The organism is Pseudomonas sp. R15(2017), assembly GCF_002112685.1.
GTDB lineage: Bacteria > Pseudomonadota > Gammaproteobacteria > Pseudomonadales > Pseudomonadaceae > Aquipseudomonas > Aquipseudomonas glycinae.
The window spans coordinates 352217-373679 of sequence record NZ_NEII01000005.1 but is presented as its reverse complement, the minus strand read 5'-3'; the positions used below and the strand labels follow the sequence as shown (position 1 = coordinate 373679).

The following is a 21463-nucleotide window of genomic DNA, read 5'->3' as shown; positions in this document are numbered from 1 at the left end:
CTGATGCCCTCGGCCTCGAACCGCGCCCACCATTGGTGGACCTGGCGGTTGTTCGGCCTGCTATTCCTGCTGGTGCTGCCGGCGTGGGCGCAGGCCAAGCCAACGCTGATCTGGCTGCTGCGCGACCTGCCGCCGCTGACGATCTTCGAGGGTCCGAAAAAGGGCCAGGGCGTTATCGATCAATTGATGCCGATGCTGATTGCCGGCATGCCGCAATACGAACACACCTTGATGCGGGTCAATCGCGCCCGTGGCACTCAAATGCTGCATGAACATCCCTTCGCCTGCGATCCGTCGCTGATCTGGAACAAGGAACGGGCGCAATGGATCGCCTTCTCCATCCCCGCGTTTCGCGCTGTCAGCAATGGGCTTGTGGTGCGTCGGAAAGATCGCGAAGTGCTGGAGCCGTTTCTGGTCGACGATGAAGTCGACCTGTCGGCATTTCTGGCCAACGGCGAGCGAAAAGTCGGCGTGGTAGCCGAGCGCAGCTATGGCGAGTACATCGATGCACTGCTGCGCCAGGCGCCGAATGGCGCGTTGACACCCCATTACGGTAACGACGCACTCAGCAGCCTGTTGTCGATGCAGCGCCTGGGGCGTTTACAGGTGGTCCTGGGTTACTGGCCGGAAATCCGTTATCAGGCGCGGCAGGCCGAGATAGCCGAGGACGAATTGCTGTTCTTTGCAATTCGCGGCACAGACAAGTACCTGTCCGGCCATGTCGGCTGTACCGACACGACGGCGGGTCGACAGGCGATTACCGAGATCAATCAACTGTTGCGCACCCTGCCCCACGAGCATCTTGACCGGCTCTACGCCGACTGGCTTGACCCCGAGAGGCGTCAGGACTATCTGGAACAGGCGCGGATTTTCTTTCAGCAACAAGCCGCGCAGTGAAATCCGGGCAAAAAGAAACCCCGAGAAGTGGGGAGACGACTCGGGGTTAAACGTGGTCTGTATCAAAGACCCGTAGCAGCAAGCGACAAACACCGGAGCACAATGCTTGCTCCTGCTGTTACGGGGTCTGACTGATCTGGATGCAGGAAGGTTCCCACAAATGAATAATCAGTTTCAGAGGGCCGGGTGCTTGTCGAGGGCTGCGTTTCGCAACGCGGCGATCACACAGGGTTCCAGCCGGCCTTCGGCAATCAGGATGTCACGGTGCAGGCCGTCAACCACATCCGTCAGCTGGCGCTTGTCGCTCAGTTGCGCCTGATTGAATTCTCGCTCCACCACGATCGCGCCGCTGCCATTCTTCAAGGTCACCAGGCATTCGCCGTGGCGCCCCCGAGGGGTCAACGTCACCTGATACGGGCTCAGAGCCTCACCGAGCAATAGACTGATACTTTCCATCTCGATCTCCACTCAATAGTCCGAAAACACAGTGTCTGGGGCGTGTTCACTGTAAATGACCACCGGCCCGAGAGGAAAGTTCTGCCGGTCACCGGCCTCTCCCGGAGCGTCACCCGGCCTGACGAAGCATGCAGGCTGAAGATGACAGAAAAATAACCGTCCGCCTCATGCACTGAGCGGATGTCGGGGTGGCGACAGGTAGGTGTCCAGCAACTTGCGCATCAGCACCGCCGAAACCGGCGTAGGCAGCTTGCCCAGAAGCCTCACCCCGTCGTCCTCCACGAGGCTCTCCAGATCGGCCAGCAGGCTGGGGGCTACCGTCCCCAGCAAAATCAATGCTCGTGCCCTTTGTCGAACGACCAGATGGGTGATCAGGGCCAGTCCGTCACCGCCCTTGAGCTGGGGATTGCATATGGCGATATCGACCGCGCCGCGTCGTTCAAGTGAACGCTTTGCCGAATCCAGCGTAGGGGCGGTCAATACATCGTAGATGCCGATGGCGTTGAGCATCTGGTGCAACGCCATCAACTGGAACGGATCGGGTTCAAGCAGCAGTATTTTGAGCGAGCGCATGGGACGACCTCTGAAGCGACAAGGGCGGATTCTCGCCGCAGTGGCCTGTCACTCTAGGGCAGTCGTCCTAAGCCTCCCATCGGAAAAGTAATCAGGTTTTATAGGACTTTTCCCAACTTCAATGCGGACACCGACAACCGTTTTCCTTCCGCCGCTGGGTGATATCCGTCCAGCCACCCAGCAGACCGCGCAGCTTTCCGTCAGCACTGTAAAAGGGCACCGTCCATTGGTAAATCTGCCGCAGGCCACCCTTGAACAATAAATGCCGCTTGCAGAAGCGCGTCTTGCGCGTATGCATTTGCAACATGAACTCGTCGTGCAGCATCAATGCGGTAGCCTGTGGCAGTGCATCAAACTCGAACAGCATGCGTCCCAGCACCTGCTCCTGCCGGACCGAAAGCGCATCCTCATAACTTCGGTTGCACATGAGCAATCGGCCCTGCAGGTCACGAACGAACACCGGGTCGGGCATCGCATCGATCAATGCGTGCTGAAAGGCCAGTTGATCGCCCAGGTCCTTTTCCGCCTCACGTCGCTGCTTCACTTGGGCCGCCAGTCGACGGTTCCACACTATCGACAGCAGGCCAAACAGGCCCAGAACGCCCATTGCCCAGCAGCCCCACTCGATCATTCGTGCGCCGATCGAGGGGGCGGGCAAAGGGGAAACGCCTGCCAGCCATTTAAGACGCATGGACCGCAGCTCAGCCACCGAGAAAGCGCCCAAAGCCTTGTTGAGGATGCTCAGAAGCTCTGGCATTCCCTTGCGCACGGCCAGATGATCAGCCTCCCACTTGCCCTCCACCAGACCACCGACCTTGAGCAGGCCGGAGGGAAACAGCTGAGCACCTATCTCGTTTTCGATGGTGGCGTAGGCCTCTCCACTCTCGACCAGCGCGCGCGCTTCGGCATAGGTCTTGACGGAGCGGATTTCAATCGACGGGTAGTCGCGCCGGATACCTTCCTCCAGCGCATGCCTGGCCGGCAGCACCAGAACACGCTTGGCCAGGGTTTCAAGCGACTGAATTGCAGGCTCGCCCGCATGCCCGACAAACACCCACCCCGCCCCACCGAACGCATGACTGAAGTCCAGAAATGCCCGGCGCTCTTCGTTCATCGCCAGTGTCGTGCTGATGTCCGCGACACCACTTTGAAGCCGTTCGAGCATGTGATCGGTGGAGAACGACTCCTGATGGACGAACTGCAGTCCGGTCATGGCGCTGATGTGTTTGAGCACATCGTTGTTCAAACCGCTCCATTGGCCATGTTCATCCTGAAACAGATACAGCGGGTATTGCACCGACGCCACAGTCACCCGGGGGTTATCTCGAATCCACTGACGCTCATGCTCATCCAGTTCGATGGGCTTAACAGCCTCCACCGCATCGGCATGCTTCGCCAGATGGGCTGATTCGCTCCACTGCGACAGCCCGAAGCCCCCCAATAAAACCAACCAGCACAGCCCTGGTTTCAATCCTGAAAAAAACCGCATTGCCACATCCTTCATCATCGACTCGCCCGTCCTTCGTAGGCGAAACGCGCGCAGTGTGGCATGCAAAAACAAGAAAGCCCGTCAGGAGACGGGCTTCAAAATGTGACAGCTTTGCGCGCTTAAAGAGGCTTGCCGCGGTTGCCATGCTGACTGACAAAGGCCTGCACGGCTTTGAGCTCATTCGGCAGCACAGTGCAGCGCTCTTCTCTCTCAAACAAATCAGAAAGATGTGCAGGTAGTTCGAGAGCTTTTCCTACACCGGCTTTCTCCACCGCGTCCGGGAACTTGACCGGATGCGCCGTGCCCAGAATCACCATCGGAATGTCCAGGCTGCGACGGCATTCGCGAGCGGCTTTCACGCCAATCGCGGTGTGCGGATCCAGTACTTCACCGGTCTGTTCGTAGACTTCGGCGATGGTTTCGCAGGTTTGCGCATCGTCCACGGCCAGCGAATCGAACAACTTGCGAGCCTCGGTCCAGCGTTCCTGTTCGACGCTGAAACCGCCGCCCTGCTTGAACGAATCCATCAAGCCGGCAATCGCCGCGCCGTTGCGACCGTGCAGGTCGAACAGCAGGCGTTCGAAGTTCGACGAGACCATGATGTCCATCGACGGCGACAGCGTGGCGTGCAGGGTTTCCTTGACGTACTGGTTGCCGCTCATGAAGCGGTGCAGGATGTCATTGCGGTTGGTGGCGACGATCAACTGGTTGATCGGCAGGCCCATGTTGCGCGCCAGGTAACCGGCGAAGATGTCGCCGAAGTTACCGGTCGGCACCGAGAACGACACCGAACGCGCCGGGCCACCCAATTGCAGGGCCGCGTGGAAGTAGTAGACGATCTGGGCCATGATCCGCGCCCAGTTGATCGAGTTCACTGCAACCAGGCGAGTGCCCTTGAGGAAGCTCTGGTCGGCGAAGCTGGCCTTGACCATTTCCTGGCAGTCATCGAAGTTGCCTTCGATGGCGATGTTGTGGATGTTCTCACCGAGGATGGTGGTCATCTGCCGACGTTGCACTTCGGACACACGGTTGTGCGGGTGCAGGATAAAGATGTCGACGTTTTCGCAATGCTTGCAGCCTTCGATGGCGGCCGAACCGGTGTCACCGGAAGTGGCGCCGACGATCACCACGCGCTCGCCGCGCTTTTCCAGCACGTAGTCGAGCAGGCGACCGAGCAGTTGCAGGGCGAAGTCCTTGAACGCCAGGGTCGGGCCGTGGAACAGCTCCAGCACCCATTCGTTGCCGTTCAGCTGACGCAGCGGCGCAACGGCGTTGTGGGCAAACACACCGTAGGTTTCTTCAAGAATCTTTTTGAAATCGGCGTCCGGAATGCTGCCGGTGACGAACGGGCGCATCACGCGGAAAGCCAGCTCGTGATACGGCAGGCCGGCCCAGGAAGCGATTTCTTCCTGGGTGAAACGTGGCAGGTTTTCCGGGACGTACAGACCGCCGTCGGTGGCGAGACCGGCCAGCAGGACGTCTTCGAAATTCAGGGCCGGTGCCTGGCCGCGGGTACTGATGTAACGCATAGGGGCAAACCTTCGGTTTGAGCTTCAAGCTACGAGTTACAAGCTTCAAGTAAAAGCCGGACTGCTTTTCTCTTGTCGCTTGCAGCTCGAAGCTTGCAGCTGTTTCTGTTTAGTTCAAGTGCTCGACACGGATCCGCACAACCGGACCGACCACGCCCGCCAGCGCTTCGAGGGCGGCGATCGCGTCGTTGATGTGCTGCTCCAGCACGCGGTGGGTCAGCAGGATCATCGGCACCAGGCCGTCGTGTTCCTCGACTTCCTTCTGCATGATCGACTCGATGTTGATGCCGCGCTCCGAGAGGATGCTTGCCACCTGAGCCAATACGCCCGGATGGTCCTTGGCCTGAATGCGCAGGTAGTAGGCGCTTTCGCAGGCTTCGATCGGCAGGATCGGATGAGCCGACAGCGAGTCCGGCTGGAAGGCCAGGTGCGGCACGCGGTTTTCCGGGTCGGAGGTCATGGCGCGAACCACGTCCACCAGATCCGCGATCACCGACGAAGCGGTCGGCTCCATGCCGGCGCCAGCGCCGTAGAACAGGGTTGAACCGGCAGCGTCACCGTTGACCATCACCGCGTTCATCACGCCGTTGACGTTGGCGATCAGGCGATCGGCCGGGATCAGCGTCGGGTGTACGCGCAGCTCGATACCGGCGGCGGTGCTGCGTGCCACGCCCAGGTGCTTGATGCGGTAGCCCAGCGCTTCGGCGTAGTTCACGTCGGCGGTGGTCAGCTTGGTGATGCCTTCGGTGTAAGCCTTGTCGAACTGCAGCGGAACACCGAATGCGATCGAGGCCAGGATCGTCAGCTTGTGCGCGGCGTCGATGCCCTCGACGTCGAAGGTCGGGTCGGCTTCGGCGTAGCCCAGCGCTTGCGCCTCGGCCAGCACGTCTTCGAAGGTGCGACCCTTCTCGCGCATTTCGGTGAGGATGAAGTTACCGGTGCCGTTGATGATCCCGGCGACCCAGTTGATACGGTTGGCGGACAGGCCTTCACGGATCGCCTTGATCACTGGAATGCCACCGGCTACCGCCGCTTCGAACGCCACGATCACGCCTTTCTCGCGTGCCTTGGCGAAAATTTCATTACCGTGAACGGCAATCAGAGCCTTGTTCGCGGTGACCACATGCTTGCCATTCTCGATGGCCTTGAGTACCAGCTCGCGGGCAACGGTATAGCCGCCCATCAGCTCTATGACGATGTCGATCTCAGGGTTCGTGGCCACTTCGAAGACATCGTTGGTAATCGCAATACCGGTCGTCTGGAACTGAGGCTTTGGCGTGCGCATGGCAATTTGTGCCACTTCGATTCCACGCCCGGCACGACGAGCAATTTCCTCGGCGTTGCGCTGAAGTACGTTGAAGGTTCCGCCACCGACGGTCCCTAACCCACAGATGCCTACTTTGACCGGTTTCACTGTGAACTCCCCATAAAACGGCCGACGCGAGGCCGGCCGTGAAAACAACCGCAGGTTCGCGGCTCTCTGTTGATGGCCCGGCAATCCTGCCGCCGGACCACGCTCGTCAACACCTGAGCGTGACGATGCGAATTACTTCGCGCCCAGCGCCAGTTTGGCGACTTGTGGCGCAGGCTGGTAGCCCGGAATGACTTGTCCGTCAGCCAAAACGATGGCCGGTGTACCGTTCACGCCGATCGACTGACCGAGGGCGAACTGTTTGGAAACCGGGTTCTCGCACTTGGCGGCCTTGATTTCCTTGCCGTCGACCATTTTGTCCATGGCCGCTTTCTTGTCTTTCGAGCACCACACGGCTTGCAGTTGCTCGTCACCCGGCGAGCCGAGGCCCTGACGCGGGAACGCCACGTAGCGCACTTCGATGCCGCGCTTGTTCAGCTCGGGCACTTCAGCGTGCAGCTTGTGGCAGTACGGGCACGTGGTATCGGTGAAAACGGTGATGTGCGACTTGGTTTCACCCACGGCCGGGTAAACCACGGTCTCGGCCACCGGGATCGCATTGATCAGTTTGGAAATGCCCAGGCGCTCGGTCTTCTCGGTCAGGTTGACCGGCTTGCCGTCCTTGAGCTGGAACATATAGCCCTGAACGATGTACTGGCCGTCGGCGCTGGCGTAGAGCACCCGGCTGCCCTTGAGCTTGACTTCGTAAAGACCGGGCAGCGGGCTGGCGGTGATGGTATCGACCGGCACGTCGAGCTGGAGATTTTCCAGGCTTTGGCGAATCGCTTTGTCGGCCGCTTCATCGGCGGCGGCAAAGGTGCTGACCAACGCAATGGCTGCGGCGGCGAAAATCTGGGTCAGACGCATGAGAACTCCTGAAGGCGGACAAATGGAACGATCAGAACGCCCGTGCCGGAACACCGGGTCATAACCGCCCATCGTGCAAACCGGCAAAGCCTACCACATAAGGCTGGCGTGGCCGAATGCGCCTGTCGCAAGACAAAACGGGCTCAGCCACGGGGGTGATGTTTGGCATGCAGATCCTGCAAACGCGCCCGGGCGACGTGGGTGTAGATCTGCGTGGTCGACAGGTCGCTGTGGCCCAACAGCATCTGCACCACCCGCAAGTCGGCGCCATGGTTGAGCAAGTGGGTGGCAAACGCGTGACGCAAGGTGTGCGGCGACAGCGATTTACTGATGCCGGCGACCTTGGCCTGATGCTTGATGCGGTGCCAGAAGGTCTGCCGAGTCATCTGCTCGCCGCGCTGACTGGGAAACAACACATCGCTGGGACGCCCGCCCAGCAGCTCGCCGCGACCGTCGCGCAGGTAGCGCTCGACCCAGACAATCGCCTCCTCGCCCATAGGCACCAGCCGCTCCTTGCTGCCCTTGCCCATCAACCGCAACACACCCTGACGCAGGTTGACCTGTTCCAGCGTCAGGCTGATCAGCTCGGTGACACGAAGACCGCAGGCATACAAGACTTCGAGCATGGCGCGGTCACGCTGGCCGATGGCTTCGCTCAGGTCTGGCGCCTTCAGCAGCGCTTCGACGTCGGCTTCCGACAGGGATTTGGGCAATGGCCGACCGAGCTGCGGCATATCCACGCGTAAGGTCGGATCGACCGAAATCAGTTTTTCCCGCAGCAGGTAGCGATAAAAGCCACGTACACCGGAGAGAAATCGCGCGGTGGAGCGGGGTTTGTAGTTCTGTTCCAGACGCCAGGCCAGGTGGTCAAGGATCAGTTCACGACCGGCATTGATCAGTTCGAGACCTTTGTCCTGCAACCAGCCGTTGAACAGCGCGAGGTCACTGCGATAAGCGTCGCGAGTGTTGTCGGAGAGACCTTTTTCCAGCCAGAGGGCGTCGAGAAACTGGTCGATCAGTGGGTGGTCGATGGCAGGCATGGGCGCTCAAGACACGCAGGCTTGGAACTGCGCGCAAATAAAGAGTGAACGGTTGAAATGGCCGCTAGTCTTTCATAGCCCGCTATTTCAAGGAACAGGGAGCTTCAATGAACGAGCAGCAAATTCTGTTGGCTTTCGGTGGTATCGGTGCCGCCGCGCTGGGCTGCCAATGGCTCGCCTGGCGCCTGAAGCTGCCGGCGATTCTGTTTCTGCTGCTGACCGGTATTCTGGCGGGCCCCGTGCTGGGCTGGCTCGACCCGCAGGAAATGTTCGGCCCGCTACTGATGCCATTGGTGTCGCTGGCAGTGGCGCTGATTCTTTTTGAAGGCAGCCTGACCCTGCATTTGTCGGAATGGCGCGAGATCGGCAGCGTCGTGCATCGGCTGGTCACCATCGGAGCGCTCTCGACCTGGATAGTGATTGCGGTCGCGACCCACTGGCTGCTGGGCTTCGACTGGCTGCTCGCCATCCTGTTCGGCAGCCTGACCCTGGTGACTGGCCCGACCGTGATCGTGCCAATGCTGCGCGTGGTGCGGCCAAAGGCTTCGATCGCCAACATCCTGCGCTGGGAAGGGATTGTGATCGACCCGATCGGCGCACTGCTGGCGGTGGTGGTCTACAGCTTCATCATTGCTCGGTCCGAAGGAAATGGCCTGGAACAGAGCCTGCTGACATTCGGCGGGGTGATTGCCTGCGGCAGTGCATTCGGCGTTGCCGGCGGCTGGCTGCTCGGTACGATCATTCGGCGCCAATGGTTGCCGGAGTATCTACACAACCTGGCATCGCTCGCCGCGGTGCTGGGGATATTCATTGCCGCCAACCAGGTCATGCACGAATCCGGTCTGCTGGCGGTGACGCTGATGGGCATGTGGCTGGCGAACATGAAAAACGTGGATGTGCGGCACATCCTGCACTTCAAGGAAAACCTCAGCGTGCTGCTGATTTCCGGGTTGTTCATTTTGCTGGCGGCGCGACTGGATCTGAAGGCGTTGATCGGCCTCGGACCGCTGGTGCTGGTTCTATTGCTGGTAATCCAGTTGATCGCCCGGCCGCTGAACGTGGTGCTGAGTACCGCCGGTTCGAGTCTGAGTTGGCGTGAGCGTGCACTGTTGTGCTGGATTGCCCCACGCGGGATCGTCGCGGCGGCGGTCTCGGCGATCTTTGCGATTCGCCTGGATGAAGCGGGCCATGAAGGCGCGCTGTTACTGGTGCCGCTGACCTTCGCCGTGATCATCGGCACCGTCGTGCTGCAAAGTGCGACTGCCCGGCCTCTGGCGCGTCTGTTGAAGGTTGCGGAACCAGCGCCGAGCGGGTTCCTGATCGTCGGTGCGAACGGGCCTGCGCGCCTGCTCGGCAAGTCGCTGCAACAGCTGGGCAGCCGGGTGCTGCTGACGGATTCAAGCTGGGAAAACATCCGCGCGGCGCGCATGGAAGGCTTGCCGACCTACTTTGGCAATCCGGCCTCGCAGCACGCCGATGCGCATCTGGACCTGGTCGGGCTGGGGCATCTGCTGGCGCTGTCACCGTCCGGCGAACTCAATACGCTGGCAGCCATGCGCTTTCGTCATGACTTCGGCCATCAACGCCTGCTCGGCCTGGCCAGTGGTCAGGAAAGCCGGCGCAGCGACAAGCACCGCGCCAGCCTCGAACATCGCGGCAATCAACTGGGGAGCGAGGCGCTGACTTACGCCAGACTGGCCAGCCAACTGAGCCAGGGCGCCGAGCTGTACAGCACGACTCTGACGGACGGGTTTGGCTGGGACGATTACCGGGCGCTGCATGGCAACCGCGCGACGCTGCTGTTCATGCGCGATGACAGTGGTTGGGTGCACGTGGTGACGCCGGAGACCACGCTGAAACCGGGCTCGGGATGGACGTTGCTGGCGCTGATTCAGCCTGAGAGCGTCAGCGCCTGACAGATCAAATCGCGGGCAAGCCCGCTCCCACAGTGTCCATGTCGAACACAACATCAGCGGACAACACAAAATCTGTGGGAGCGGGCAAGCCCGCGAATGCCGCGACTCGGTGCTGGATCAGGCCGCGAAACCCGGCAGCACCGGTACCGGACGCTTGTCATCATCAATCGCTACAAAGCTGAACTGCCCATGAATGGCCTTCTCGCGCCCGTCGCAGCTCATGCTTTCCACGAACACTTCCACCTCGACCTTGAGGCTGGTGTTGCCGACCTTGATCACTCGCCCGACCAGTTCGACGATGGAGCCTGCCGGAATCGCGTGATTGAAGTCGATGCGATCGGTGGACACGGTCACCAGCGGCAAACGGCAAAACCGTGTGGCGGTGATGAACGACACTTCGTCCATCCAGGCCAGCGCAGTGCCGCCGAACAGGGTGTTGTGGTGGTTGGTGGTCGGCGGGAAAACCGCCTTGGTCACGCGGGTCACCGAGAGCTCGGTGCGGCGTTCGATTTCTTGCTCGCGAGGGGTCATGGGTCAGGCCTGAAACAGAAATACGGTGGATAAATTGCGGGCAACAAAAAAGCAGCCCGTAGGCTGCTTTTTTCTGCATCGGAAGCTGGACTTAAGCCAGTTTTTCCTTGATGCGAGCTGCTTTACCCGACAGGTCGCGCAGGTAGTACAGCTTGGCTTTACGTACGTCACCGCGACGTTTGACAGCCATGCTGTCGATCTGCGGGGAGTAGGTCTGGAAAGTACGTTCTACGCCAACACCGTTGGAGATTTTACGAACGGTGAACGCACTGTTCACGCCGCGGTTACGCTTGGCGATTACAACGCCTTCGAACGCTTGCAGACGGGAACGATCGCCTTCCTTCACTTTCACCTGAACGACGATGGTGTCGCCTGGGGCAAAGGTAGGGATTTCTTTGGTCATCTGCTCTGCTTCGAGTGCAAGGATGATTTTGTTGGTCATGCTGTGCTCCTAAGGTAAATCGTCTGATCTACCATCGATACGTTGTTAACTATCGTCCCGCTCGCGGATGTATTCCTCGAGCAGCTTCTTCTCTTCTCCAGAAAGCGAGCGGCTTTCCAGAAGATCGGCGCGTCGTTCATAGGTCCGACCAAGGGACTGCTGTAAACGCCAACGCCGGATATGCGCGTGATTGCCACTCAGCAACACGTCGGGAACACGCTGATCCGCATACACCTCAGGTCGGGTGTAGTGCGGGCAATCCAGCAGACCATCCGTAAAGGAATCTTCCTCAGCGGAATCCGCATGCCCTAAAGCTCCGGGCAGCAGTCGTGTAACCGCATCGATCATGACCATGGCCGGCAGCTCGCCGCCAGACAACACATAGTCACCAATCGACCACTCTTCATCGACATGAGCCTCAATAAAGCGCTCGTCAATGCCTTCATAGCGACCGGCAATCAGGATCAATGCATCCGATTTCGCCAGTTCGCGTACCGCCGACTGAGTCAGTTGACGGCCTTGGGGGGACAGGTAAATCACCTTCGCCGCCTCCCCGGCTGCTGCCTTGGCCTGAACCAGAGCATCTTCCAGGGGCTTGATCTTCATCACCATGCCCGGACCACCGCCAAACGGGCGATCGTCCACAGTGTGATGTCGATCCGTCGTGTAATCCCGCGGATTCCAACAGGTCAGCTGCAAGAGCCCCTGTTTGACCGCACGACTGGTAATGCCGTACTCACTGATGGCCGAGAACATCTCGGGGAACAGCGTAATGACGTCTACGCGCAGGCTGGCCATTGCTTAGAAGTCCGCGTCCCATTCCACCCTCATCACGCCTGCTTCCAGGTCGATTGCCAGCACGCATTGCTCCGTATAGGGCAACAACCGCTCGCGATCATCCAGGCTGCCAACGCAGGGTTTGACCACCAATACATCGTTCGCGCCGGTCTCCAACAGGTGATCAACCTTGCCGAACAATTGTTCGTCCTGGTTGATGACGCTCAGACCCTCCAACTGGTACCAGTAGTACTCGTCGGCAGTCAGGTCGGGCAAAAGGCTTCGCGGGATGCAAATCTCGTAACCGCTCAGAAGACGGGCTTCATCGCGATCGTCGAGGCCTTTGAGCTTTACAACCAGATCCTTTTGAGTGGATCGGCCGCTGACCAGCTCGACCTGTTTCACCACGCCTTCGCGCCGAAGCGTCCAGTTGCGATAGCCCAACAGGTTTTCAATCGGATCGGTAAAGGAAAAGACCTTCACCTCGCCGCGAACGCCGTGAACCGAAAAAATCTTGCCGACAACGATCAGGTCATCAGCTTTTTCTGGCGTCGCGCTCATACTGCTCAGGCTGCAGCCTTGGCAGATTCCTTCAGCAACTGAGCAACACGCTCAGAAGGCTGTGCACCAACGCTCAGCCAGTAGGCAACGCGCTCTTGGTTCACGGACAGACGGATTTCCTGACCACGGGCAACAGGGTTGAAGAAACCAACCTGTTCTTTGTGGGAACCGTCACGCGGGTTGCGGGAGTCGGTTACGGTCAGGTGGTAAAACGGGCGCTTTTTGGAGCCGCCAAGGGCAAGACGGATTGTTAGCATGTGAACATCGTTCCTGTAGTCGGTGCTGCAAATCTAAATGCACAGCGGGCATGGGTGCCCGAAAGGCCGCATATTCTAAGGAATATCCGGACTTTTGCAAATGACTTTTTCCGGCGCCTGTGGCATGCCGTGCAGATTTGCATATGGGGCCGTCGTTTAACACGGCCGGTCAGCTCCCGCCGAGTGCGGGTTTGCTGTGGATCCCGCTTCCTTGCGGGACTGCGCCGGTGCGACGACCGGCGAGTTCTTTTACATCTTTGGCATGCCGCCGCCGGGCAACATTCCGCCCATGCCGCGCATCATTTTCGCCATTCCGCCCTTGGCGGAGAATTTCTTCATCATCTTCTGCATCTGCTTGTGCTGCTTGATCAAGCGACCGATGTCCTGCACCTGGGTGCCGGAACCCATGGCGATCCGGCGCTTGCGCGAACCGCTGATCAGCTCAGGGTCGCGGCGCTCGGCCGGGGTCATGGAGTTGATGATGGCTTCCATCTGTTTGAATTGCTTCTCTGCAGCGTTCTGAGCGTTGCCCATTTGCGAGAGATTGACGCCGCCGATGCTCGGCAGTTTGTCCATGAGCCCGCCGAGGCCGCCCATGTTCTTCATCTGTTGCAGCTGATCGCGGAAGTCTTCGAGGTCGAAGCCCTTGCCCTTCTTCAGCTTCTTGGCAAGTTTGTCGGCCTTGTCCTTGTCGAGAGTCGCTTCAGCCTGTTCGATCAGGCTGAGCACGTCGCCCATGCCGAGGATCCGCGAAGCGATACGCTCAGGATGGAACGGATCGAGCGCTTCGCTCTTCTCGCCCATACCGATGAACTTGATCGGCTTGCCGGTAATCGCACGAACGGACAGCGCGGCACCGCCACGGGCATCACCGTCGACCTTGGTCAGGATCACACCGGTCAGCGGCAGCGCATCACCGAAGGCCTTGGCCGTGTTGGCCGCGTCCTGACCGGTCATGGCATCCACCACGAACAGGGTTTCGACCGGGTTGATCGCGGCGTGCAGCGCCTTGATCTCGCCCATCATCTCTTCGTCGATGTGCAGACGACCGGCGGTGTCGACGATGACCACGTCGATGAATTTAAGTTTTGCTTCTTTAATAGCCGCGCTGGCGATGTCGACCGGCTTCTGGCTCAGGTCGGACGGGAAGAACGTCACACCGATGTCGTTGGCCAGGGTTTCCAGCTGTTTAATAGCAGCAGGGCGGTAGATGTCCGCCGACACGACCATGACCGACTTCTTCTTGCGCTCTTTAAGGAAGCGCGCCAGTTTGCCGGCGGTGGTGGTTTTACCCGCACCCTGCAGACCGGCCATCAGAATGACGGCAGGCGGCACGGCGCTCAGGTTCAAGTCTTCGTTGGCCGCGCCCATCAGGCTTTCGAGTTCGGCCTGGACGATCTTCACGAACGCCTGGCCCGGCGTCAGGCTGCGCGACACCTCGGTGCCGACAGCACGCTCCTTGACCGAATTGACGAAGTCCTTGACCACAGGCAGGGCCACGTCGGCTTCGAGCAACGCCATGCGCACTTCGCGCAGGGTGTCTTTGATGTTGTCCTCGGTCAGTTTCGCCTTGCCGGTGACATGGCGCAGCGTCTGCGAGAGACGGTCGGTTAAGTTTTCAAACATTGCGCGATCCTTTCAGGCCCTGTGTAGACCGGGATAATGGCGGCCCAGACCGGAATCAACATGTGCTCGGCGAGCCTGCGGCGTGGGCAGGTCGCGGATTATAGCGAAGACTGCGACTGGCGGACACCTCGCTGTCAGCTTGCCGGTCTTTCGTGCAACGGCGGTTCTATGCCAAACTCAGCGCCTTTCGGGCTTGCCTAACAGGATTTATGCTCCCCTTGTCACCGAGTTTGCTGACCACCCTCGCCGCCGCCCTTCTTTACGCCGCTGCGACTCTCTATCAGGGCACCCGCCTGGCCACTGGCGCCAAGGCCAACAAGCGCCTGCTGGTCTCGCTCGGCGTCCTCGCCGTGCTGGCCCACAGCGCCAGCCTGCTCACTCATTTATTGACGCCGATCGGTCTGGGCCTGGATTTTTTCAGCGCCTCGAGCCTGATTGCTGCGGCCGTCATCGCTCTGACCCTGCTGGCCTGCTCGCGGATCCCGGTGGAAAACCTGCTGGTGCTGCTGTTCCCGCTGGGTGCGATCACCGTACTGCTGGCGCAATTCGCGCCGGCCGGCACGGTGCAGATCATCGATGAAGAACCGGGCATCCTCGCACACATCCTGTTGTCGATCCTCGCCTACGGCATGTTCACCATCGCGGTGTTCCAGGCCCTGTTGCTGCTGGTGCAGGATCATCAGCTCAAGCACAAGCACCCGTCCGGGCTGATCAAGAACTTCCCGCCACTGCAAACCATGGAAAGCCTGCTGTTCGGCTTCCTTTGGGCCGGCTGGACTTTGCTGTCGCTGTCGCTGATTTCCGGCTGGCTGTTCGTCGAGAACCTGTTTGCCCAGCACCTGGTGCATAAAACCCTGCTGGCCTGCCTGGCCTGGATCGTGTTCAGCGTCCTGCTGTGGGGCCGTAACCGCCTCGGCTGGCGCGGCCACAAGGCAATCCGCTGGACTCTCGCCGGTTTCTGCCTGCTGATGCTCGCGTATTTCGGCAGCAAACTGGTTCGTGAATACATCCTGCATATCTGACGGGCGGCATAAATGGACGGTTTGCCCATAGGGCCGATGCTCGCGGTATTTGTCCTGCTGATTCTCTGGTCAGGGCTGTTTACCGCCGTCGAAGCGGCGCAACAGTACCTGCTCGCGCAACGCACCGCATCCCGCGCCAGCGACAAGCCGCTGGCGAAGCTCAACTTCCCGCTCGACAGCCTGATCCTCTGCAATACCCTGTGCCGCGCCCTCGCCGTCATTCTGGCCACCCTGCTGGCAATCTTTCTCTGTGAAGAAAATGGCCCCTGGGCCGCCTGCCTCGGCGCCGGCGCCCTGCTGCTGGTTTTTGCCGACTATTTCCCCCGCGCCCTCGCCCAGCGTTATCCGGATGCGGTGTTGTCGTTCGGCAATACGCTGCTGGCGGTCCCGCTGAAGGTCGTTTACCCGCTTGCCTGGCTACTCAGCCGCACCAGTGGTTTGCTGATGCAACCGTTCATCCGCAAGGCCCAGGTGGTGCAACAGAGCGAAGACGATGTGCCGGCGGAGCGTCATGACGACCCGGATCATCCGGTGCGCCCGCACCCGGTTTCAGGCATCCATGCGCTGGACAACATCACGGTCAACGACATTCTGGTGCCGCGCAGCGATGTCGACGGCATCAACCTCGACGACCCGATCGAGGAAATCATCGAGCAATTACGCAAGAACCAACGCACTCGCCTGCCGGTCTTCCACAGCGATATCAATCAGGTCGAAGCGGTGCTCAATACCAGGCAGATTCGTCACCTGCTCGACAACGGCAGCCTGACCCGCGAAGCCTTGCTGGCGGCCAGTTACGAGCCGTATTTCGTCCCTGAAAGCACCCCGCTGCAACTGCAACTGCTGAACTTCCACAAGCAGCAACGGCGTCTGGGCATGGTGGTGGACGAATACGGCGAAGTGCTCGGCATCGTCACCCTGGAAGACATTCTCGAAGAAATCGTCGGCGAATTCGAAAGCGAGCACAGCCTCGACAATCCGCACATCCACCCGCAGGCCGATGGCCGCATGGTGATCGATGGCGCGGCGTCGATCCGCGAACTGAACAAATGCCTGGGCTGGCACCTGCCCAGCGACGGCCCCCGGACCCTCAATGGCCTGGTGACCGAAGCGCTGGAAACCATCCCGGAAAGCGCGGTCTGCCTGAAGATCGGCCGCTACCGGCTGGAGATTCTCGAAACCGAAGAGAACCGCGTCAGCAAGGTCCTGATCTGGCACACCACTTCGACCCCGACGCTGGGCACGGCCCGCTAGACAGGCCCTTGTTCAATCGTTAGCCACCTTCCTATAATCGCGGTGCTTACCCAAGCCCCGCCGAACCGTGTGCTTACCCCGCACCCGACAAGTTCCGGCCGGTTCATCGGCAATATCCGCATCACACCGACGACTGTTCCTACCTGAAGCAGCGATCGCGCCTCATCCCACATCCCTGGGTGTTCGACCATAATAATTCGCTCCAACGGAGCTCATGACTGTCAGGGATCACCGCATGACGACCAGTACCGCTTACAGCGACACCACGCCTGCCCAACCGACCAACTCCGCCACCCGCGTGGCCACGGCAAGCTTCATCGGCACGGCCATCGAGTTCTACGATTTCTATGTCTACGCCACCGCTGCTGCGCTGGTGATCGGGCCGGTGTTCTTCCCGCAGACTTCCGGCACGGCGCAGATGCTTTCGGCATTTCTTACCTTCGGCATCGCCTTCCTGGCCCGACCGCTGGGCTCGGCGCTGTTCGGCCATTTCGGCGACCGGATCGGGCGCAAATCGACTTTGGTCGCTTCGCTGCTGCTGATGGGCGTCTGCACCACGCTGATCGGCGTGCTGCCGGGCTACGACAGCATCGGGGCGTGGGCGCCGATCCTGCTTTGCGTGCTGCGCTTCGGCCAGGGCCTGGGATTGGGTGGCGAATGGGGCGGTGCAGCGCTGCTGGCGACCGAAAACGCGCCGAAAGGCAAACGGGCGTGGTTCGGCATGTTCCCGCAACTCGGGCCTTCGATTGGTTTTCTGGCCGCCAACGGTCTATTCCTGACCCTTGCCATGAGCCTGAGCGACGATCAGTTCCGCAGTTGGGGCTGGCGCATTCCGTTCCTGCTCAGCGCCGTGCTGGTGATGGTCGGGCTGTACGTGCGCCTCAAGCTGCACGAGACCCCGGTGTTCGCCAACGCCATCGCCCGTCAGGAGCGTGTGAAAGTGCCGCTGGTCGAGCTGTTCAGCCAATACTGGGCACCGACATTGCTTGGCGCCGCTGCCATGGTGGTGTGCTACGCACTGTTCTACATCTCAACGGTGTTTTCCCTGAGCTACGGCGTATCCACATTGGGCTACAGCCGTGAGACGTTCCTCGGGCTGCTGTGCTTCGCAGTACTGTTCATGGCAGCCGCGACACCGTTGTCGGCGTGGGCAAGCGATCGTTACGGGCGCAAGCCGGTGCTGATCGTCGGCGGTGTGCTGGCGATTCTTTCCGGGTTTCTGATGGAGCCGCTGCTGACTCAGGGTTCGACCTGGGGCGTGGCCCTGTTCCTGTGCATCGAGCTGTTTCTGATGGGGGTGACATTCGCCCCAATGGGCGCGCTGCTGCCGGAGCTGTTTCCGACACACGTTCGGTATACCGGCGCATCGGCAGCCTACAACCTCGGCGGGATTGTCGGGGCCTCGGCGGCGCCGTTCTTCGCGCAGAAACTGGTGGCGATGGGTGGTTTGAGTTACGTCGGCGGGTATGTGTCTGCGGCCGCGGTGCTCAGCTTGATCGCTGTGCTGTGCCTGAAGGAAACGCGCAATAACGATTTGAATCAGGTGTCGTAAGCGCAATGATCGCTCCCGCACAGGCGGGAGCGATCAGGTTGCGAGATTACAGCTCTACAACGACCGCCTGGGAAGCACGGGTCGCCTTGGCGCGAGCGGCTTCGATCGATTCGTCACGGGCCAGTGCCACACCCATGCGGCGCTGACCGTTGACTTCAGGCTTGCCGAACAGACGCAGAGCGGTATCCGGTTCACTCAGCGCAGCGCCAAGATTGGCGAATGCAGTCTGGGTCGACTGACCTTCCACAAGAATCACCGCCGAAGCCGATGGGCCGAACTGACGGATCAGTGGCACAGGCAGGCCGAGGATGGCTCGGGCGTGCAGGGCGAACTGCGACAGGTCCTGGGAAATCAGGGTTACCAGACCGGTGTCGTGTGGACGTGGCGACACTTCACTGAACCACACCTGATCGCCTTTAATGAACAGCTCGACGCCGAACAGACCACGACCGCCCAATGCTTCGGTCACGGCTTTGGCTACACGCTCGGATTCAGCCAGCGCCACCGGGCTCATGGCCTGTGGCTGCCAGGATTCCTGATAGTCGCCCTTCTCCTGACGGTGGCCGACCGGCGCACAGAACGTCGTGCCGCCGACGTGACGCACGGTCAACAGAGTGATTTCGTAGTCGAAATCGATGAAACCTTCGATGATCACGCGACCTTTGCCGGCGCGACCGCCCTCTTGGGCGTAATCCCAGGCTTTCTGCACGTCATCGACGCTGCGCAGCAGGCTCTGGCCCTTGCCCGACGAACTCATCACCGGTTTGACGACGCACGGGAAACCCAGGTCTTCAACGGCTTTGCTGTAGTCCTCGAAGGTATCGGCGAAGTGGTACGGCGAAGTCGGCAGGTCCAGCTCTTCGGCAGCCAGACGACGGATGCCTTCGCGGTTCATGGTCAGTTGCGCGGCGCGAGCGGTCGGGATCACGGTGAAGCCTTCGGCCTCCAGTTCGACCAGCGTGGCAGTGGCGATGGCTTCGATTTCCGGCACGATGAAGTGCGGCTTCTCGGCTTCGATCACTGCACGAAGGGCGGCACCATCGAGCATGTTGATCACGTGGCTGCGATGGGCAACCTGCATGGCCGGCGCGTTGGCGTAACGGTCAACGGCGATCACTTCAACGCCCAGGCGTTGCAGCTCGATCACCACTTCCTTGCCCAACTCACCACAGCCACACAGCAATACGCGGGTCGCGGTCGGCGACAATGGAGTTCCGATACGGGTCATCTCAGGTCCTCAAAGAAGCGGATCATCGAGGAAAGCAACGCCAGACGCGCTTTCCATGGGGAGAAAGCGCGGCATTTTACATGAACCTGAGGGTTTGGCTTCAGCTGGCGACAGCCTGTTTGCGTTCGCGCCAGGCCATGATCAGCCAGACGGCGGTAACACCGGCGAACTTCGAGGCCAGAGCAGTGATAAGCACCGGCGGCGTCAGCAGGTCGATCATGCCAAAGAAGATGAAGGTATCGAGGGGAATGCTCAGCGCCGAGCTGATCCACAACCGGTCGCGCAACGGGCGCCTGGTGATGGTGAACACCAGCCAGTCGATGCACTCGGAGACTGCGAATGCCGTGGCACTGGCCAGCGCAATCGACGGATCGGATGTGACATAGGACAGCACCAGTGCCACCAGCATCGCCACGATCGCGCCATGACCGAAACGGGTCTGTACCATGTCGCGCAGCACGAACACCAACCCGCCCCAGGCCGACCAGATGATGTCCAGGTGCGGCGCGGTAGAGAAGGCGAAGTTGATCAGCACGACGCTGCTGATGTAAGCGATGAGGAAAATCATGGGCGTGACCTGTCAATTTGGCGCACAGGTTACTTCAGCCCTTCGATGACGCCAATCAAATCGGCTATTGCCCCGGCGTTTTGCCGATCATCCAGACCAGGCCACTGGCCTTTGCCCGCTCATGACACAGCCCAAGTACAACCCGACGCTCATCATTGGTCATCCGGCTCCAGCGAATAATTTCCTCGACCGTGCGCTGGCAACCGGTGCAAATGTCGTCTTCGTCCAGCGCGCAAATGCTCACGCACGGCGAGGCGACAGGTCTTTCCGGGGTTGTCATTCTTCCTGCTCGACCAGATCGCGCGCATAGCGCTGAGAGTTATGCACATAGTGCGCAGCACTGGCTTCGAGCATCTTCTTCTGTTGCTCGGTCAGTTCGCGCACGACCTTGCCCGGCGAGCCCATCACCAGTGAACCGTCAGGAATTTCCTTGCCTTCGCCGATCAGCGAATTGGCGCCGATGATGCAGTTCTTGCCGATCTTCGCGCCGTTGAGGATGACCGCGTTGATGCCGATCAGGCTGTAGTCGCCGACCGTGCAGCCGTGGAGCATGGCGTTGTGGCCGATGGTCACGCCGGTGCCGATGGTCAGCGGATAGCCCATGTCGGTGTGCATCACAGTGCCATCCTGGACGTTACTGTTCTTGCCGATCAGGATCAGTTCATTGTCGCCGCGCAGCACGGCGTTGAACCAGACGTTGGCGCCCTCTTCCAGTCTGACCTTGCCCACGAGCACGGCGTTGGGGGCGACCCAGCTCTGCGGATGGGTTTCGACACGGGCGTCGCCCAAGCGGTATTTCATCTTGTTTTCCTCAGGGCTCACGATGGCTGGCCATTCGAGCGATGGCTTCAGGTGTTGATAAAGCTTTTAGGCGGCTGATGCAGGCTGATTTTGGCGTCATAGAGCAGGTTGATCAACTCGACGATCATGATCGCCGTCAGCCCCCAGATCTTGTATTCGCCGTAACGGTAGCTCGGCACGTACCAACTGCGACCCTGGTAGTCGATGCGATGAGTGTGTTCGCGCGGATCCTTGCGGAAGAACTCCAGCGGCACACTGAACACCGCAGCAATCTCGGCATCATTGGCCTGGTATTCGACAAAATCCGGAATCACCCCGACATACGGCGTGACCTTGATGCCATGCAGGGAAATCAGCGGGCTGAGCGGACCGATCACTTCGACCAGTCCCGGGGGCAGGCCGATTTCCTCTTCGGCTTCACGCAGGGCGGTGAACACCAGATCCGGGTCCTCGGGATCGCGTCGCCCACCGGGGAAGGCGACTTCGCCGCCGTGGGTCGAGAGCCCGCTGGCGCGCAGGGTGAGGACAAGTTCGGGTTCGTCACTGCGAGTAATCGGCACCAGGACAGCGGCCTCGGGGAAACGCGTGTCGGTCTCCAGCGTGCGCGGCGTGTGATTGCTTACCCGGTGCAGTAGCTCGTCCAGCATAAGTGTTCTCGATCGGTGC

The 21463-nt window shown here is 60.3% G+C and carries 23 protein-coding genes; 5 read left to right on the top strand and 18 right to left on the bottom strand.

Going from position 1 to position 21463, the window contains the following annotated elements:
- Positions 1-3: 3 nt before the first annotated feature.
- Complete coding sequence (locus CAF77_RS13455) at positions 4-897, top strand: TIGR02285 family protein (protein WP_170928953.1); 894 nt, start codon at positions 4-6, stop codon at positions 895-897.
- 174 nt (positions 898-1071) lie between these two features.
- Here the strand turns inward: CAF77_RS13455 and CAF77_RS13450 are convergent, their stop codons facing one another.
- From CAF77_RS13450 to xerD, 7 genes are all read right to left on the bottom strand, one after another.
- On the bottom strand, positions 1072-1353 hold the full coding sequence (locus CAF77_RS13450) for a DUF3509 domain-containing protein (protein WP_064382409.1): 282 nt from the start codon (positions 1351-1353) through the stop codon (positions 1072-1074).
- A gap of 165 nt (positions 1354-1518) precedes the next feature.
- On the bottom strand, positions 1519-1926 hold the full coding sequence (locus CAF77_RS13445; RefSeq protein WP_064382410.1) for a response regulator: 408 nt from the start codon (positions 1924-1926) through the stop codon (positions 1519-1521).
- A gap of 118 nt (positions 1927-2044) precedes the next feature.
- Positions 2045-3415 carry a transporter substrate-binding domain-containing protein gene (locus CAF77_RS13440; protein WP_064382411.1) on the bottom strand — a complete coding sequence of 457 codons (1371 nt, stop codon included), beginning with the start codon at positions 3413-3415 and terminating at the stop codon, positions 2045-2047.
- Between the two features lie 119 nt (positions 3416-3534).
- Positions 3535-4944 carry a threonine synthase gene (thrC, locus tag CAF77_RS13435; protein WP_064382412.1) on the bottom strand — a complete coding sequence of 470 codons (1410 nt, stop codon included), beginning with the start codon at positions 4942-4944 and terminating at the stop codon, positions 3535-3537.
- 109 nt (positions 4945-5053) lie between these two features.
- Positions 5054-6358, bottom strand: a complete 1305-nt coding sequence (locus CAF77_RS13430) for a homoserine dehydrogenase (RefSeq protein ID WP_011332618.1) — start codon at positions 6356-6358, stop codon at positions 5054-5056.
- A gap of 132 nt (positions 6359-6490) precedes the next feature.
- A complete protein-coding gene (gene dsbC, locus CAF77_RS13425; RefSeq protein ID WP_064382413.1) occupies positions 6491-7222 on the bottom strand; it encodes a bifunctional protein-disulfide isomerase/oxidoreductase DsbC in 732 nt (243 codons plus the stop codon).
- A gap of 143 nt (positions 7223-7365) precedes the next feature.
- Positions 7366-8262: a site-specific tyrosine recombinase XerD gene (gene xerD, locus CAF77_RS13420; RefSeq protein WP_085654715.1), complete on the bottom strand. Its 897-nt coding sequence runs from the start codon at positions 8260-8262 to the stop codon at positions 7366-7368.
- 107 nt (positions 8263-8369) lie between these two features.
- On the opposite strand from xerD, the gene CAF77_RS13415 reads away from it, so the two are divergent.
- The gene (locus CAF77_RS13415) at positions 8370-10178 is read left to right on the top strand and encodes a sodium:proton antiporter (RefSeq protein WP_064382414.1); all 1809 of its coding nucleotides are present in this window, start codon (positions 8370-8372) and stop codon (positions 10176-10178) included.
- Between the two features lie 117 nt (positions 10179-10295).
- Here CAF77_RS13415 and CAF77_RS13410 read toward each other — a convergent pair whose 3' ends face one another.
- From CAF77_RS13410 to ffh, 6 genes are all read right to left on the bottom strand, one after another.
- Complete coding sequence (locus CAF77_RS13410) at positions 10296-10709, bottom strand: acyl-CoA thioesterase (RefSeq protein WP_011332614.1); 414 nt, start codon at positions 10707-10709, stop codon at positions 10296-10298.
- Between the two features lie 91 nt (positions 10710-10800).
- Positions 10801-11151, bottom strand: a complete 351-nt coding sequence (rplS, locus tag CAF77_RS13405; RefSeq protein WP_003175895.1) for a 50S ribosomal protein L19 — start codon at positions 11149-11151, stop codon at positions 10801-10803.
- Between the two features lie 45 nt (positions 11152-11196).
- Complete coding sequence (gene trmD, locus CAF77_RS13400) at positions 11197-11949, bottom strand: tRNA (guanosine(37)-N1)-methyltransferase TrmD (RefSeq protein WP_003221981.1); 753 nt, start codon at positions 11947-11949, stop codon at positions 11197-11199.
- 3 nt (positions 11950-11952) lie between these two features.
- Complete coding sequence (gene rimM, locus CAF77_RS13395) at positions 11953-12489, bottom strand: ribosome maturation factor RimM (protein ID WP_011332613.1); 537 nt, start codon at positions 12487-12489, stop codon at positions 11953-11955.
- Positions 12490-12494: 5 nt separating this feature from the next.
- On the bottom strand, positions 12495-12746 hold the full coding sequence (gene rpsP, locus CAF77_RS13390) for a 30S ribosomal protein S16 (protein ID WP_003185073.1): 252 nt from the start codon (positions 12744-12746) through the stop codon (positions 12495-12497).
- Positions 12747-12995: 249 nt separating this feature from the next.
- Positions 12996-14372 (bottom strand): signal recognition particle protein, encoded by a 1377-nt coding sequence (gene ffh, locus CAF77_RS13385; protein ID WP_064382415.1) that lies wholly within the window; start codon positions 14370-14372, stop codon positions 12996-12998.
- Between the two features lie 209 nt (positions 14373-14581).
- On the opposite strand from ffh, the gene CAF77_RS13380 reads away from it, so the two are divergent.
- The 3 genes from CAF77_RS13380 to CAF77_RS13365 all read left to right on the top strand — a co-directional run bounded on the left by CAF77_RS13380 (position 14582) and on the right by CAF77_RS13365 (position 18200).
- Positions 14582-15394, top strand: coding sequence for an inner membrane protein YpjD (locus CAF77_RS13380; protein WP_039769548.1), 813 nt, complete (start codon positions 14582-14584; stop codon positions 15392-15394).
- A 12-nt stretch (positions 15395-15406) separates the two neighbouring features.
- Positions 15407-16648 carry a transporter associated domain-containing protein gene (locus CAF77_RS13375; protein WP_064382416.1) on the top strand — a complete coding sequence of 414 codons (1242 nt, stop codon included), beginning with the start codon at positions 15407-15409 and terminating at the stop codon, positions 16646-16648.
- 235 nt (positions 16649-16883) lie between these two features.
- On the top strand, positions 16884-18200 hold the full coding sequence (locus CAF77_RS13365; RefSeq protein ID WP_064382417.1) for an MFS transporter: 1317 nt from the start codon (positions 16884-16886) through the stop codon (positions 18198-18200).
- A 46-nt stretch (positions 18201-18246) separates the two neighbouring features.
- Here CAF77_RS13365 and purT read toward each other — a convergent pair whose 3' ends face one another.
- The 5 genes from purT to CAF77_RS13340 all read right to left on the bottom strand — a co-directional run bounded on the left by purT (position 18247) and on the right by CAF77_RS13340 (position 21444).
- Positions 18247-19428, bottom strand: coding sequence for a formate-dependent phosphoribosylglycinamide formyltransferase (purT, locus tag CAF77_RS13360; RefSeq protein WP_064382418.1), 1182 nt, complete (start codon positions 19426-19428; stop codon positions 18247-18249).
- 100 nt (positions 19429-19528) lie between these two features.
- The gene (locus CAF77_RS13355) at positions 19529-19996 is read right to left on the bottom strand and encodes a preQ0 transporter (RefSeq protein ID WP_085654713.1); all 468 of its coding nucleotides are present in this window, start codon (positions 19994-19996) and stop codon (positions 19529-19531) included.
- Between the two features lie 64 nt (positions 19997-20060).
- Positions 20061-20276, bottom strand: a complete 216-nt coding sequence (locus CAF77_RS13350; RefSeq protein ID WP_085654711.1) for a DUF1289 domain-containing protein — start codon at positions 20274-20276, stop codon at positions 20061-20063.
- Positions 20273-20797, bottom strand: a complete 525-nt coding sequence (locus CAF77_RS13345; RefSeq protein WP_011332606.1) for a gamma carbonic anhydrase family protein — start codon at positions 20795-20797, stop codon at positions 20273-20275. The genes CAF77_RS13350 and CAF77_RS13345 overlap by 4 nt, the downstream gene beginning before the upstream one ends.
- A 47-nt stretch (positions 20798-20844) precedes the next feature.
- Positions 20845-21444 carry a CoA pyrophosphatase gene (locus CAF77_RS13340; protein ID WP_064382420.1) on the bottom strand — a complete coding sequence of 200 codons (600 nt, stop codon included), beginning with the start codon at positions 21442-21444 and terminating at the stop codon, positions 20845-20847.
- Between the last annotated feature and the right edge of the window lie 19 nt (positions 21445-21463).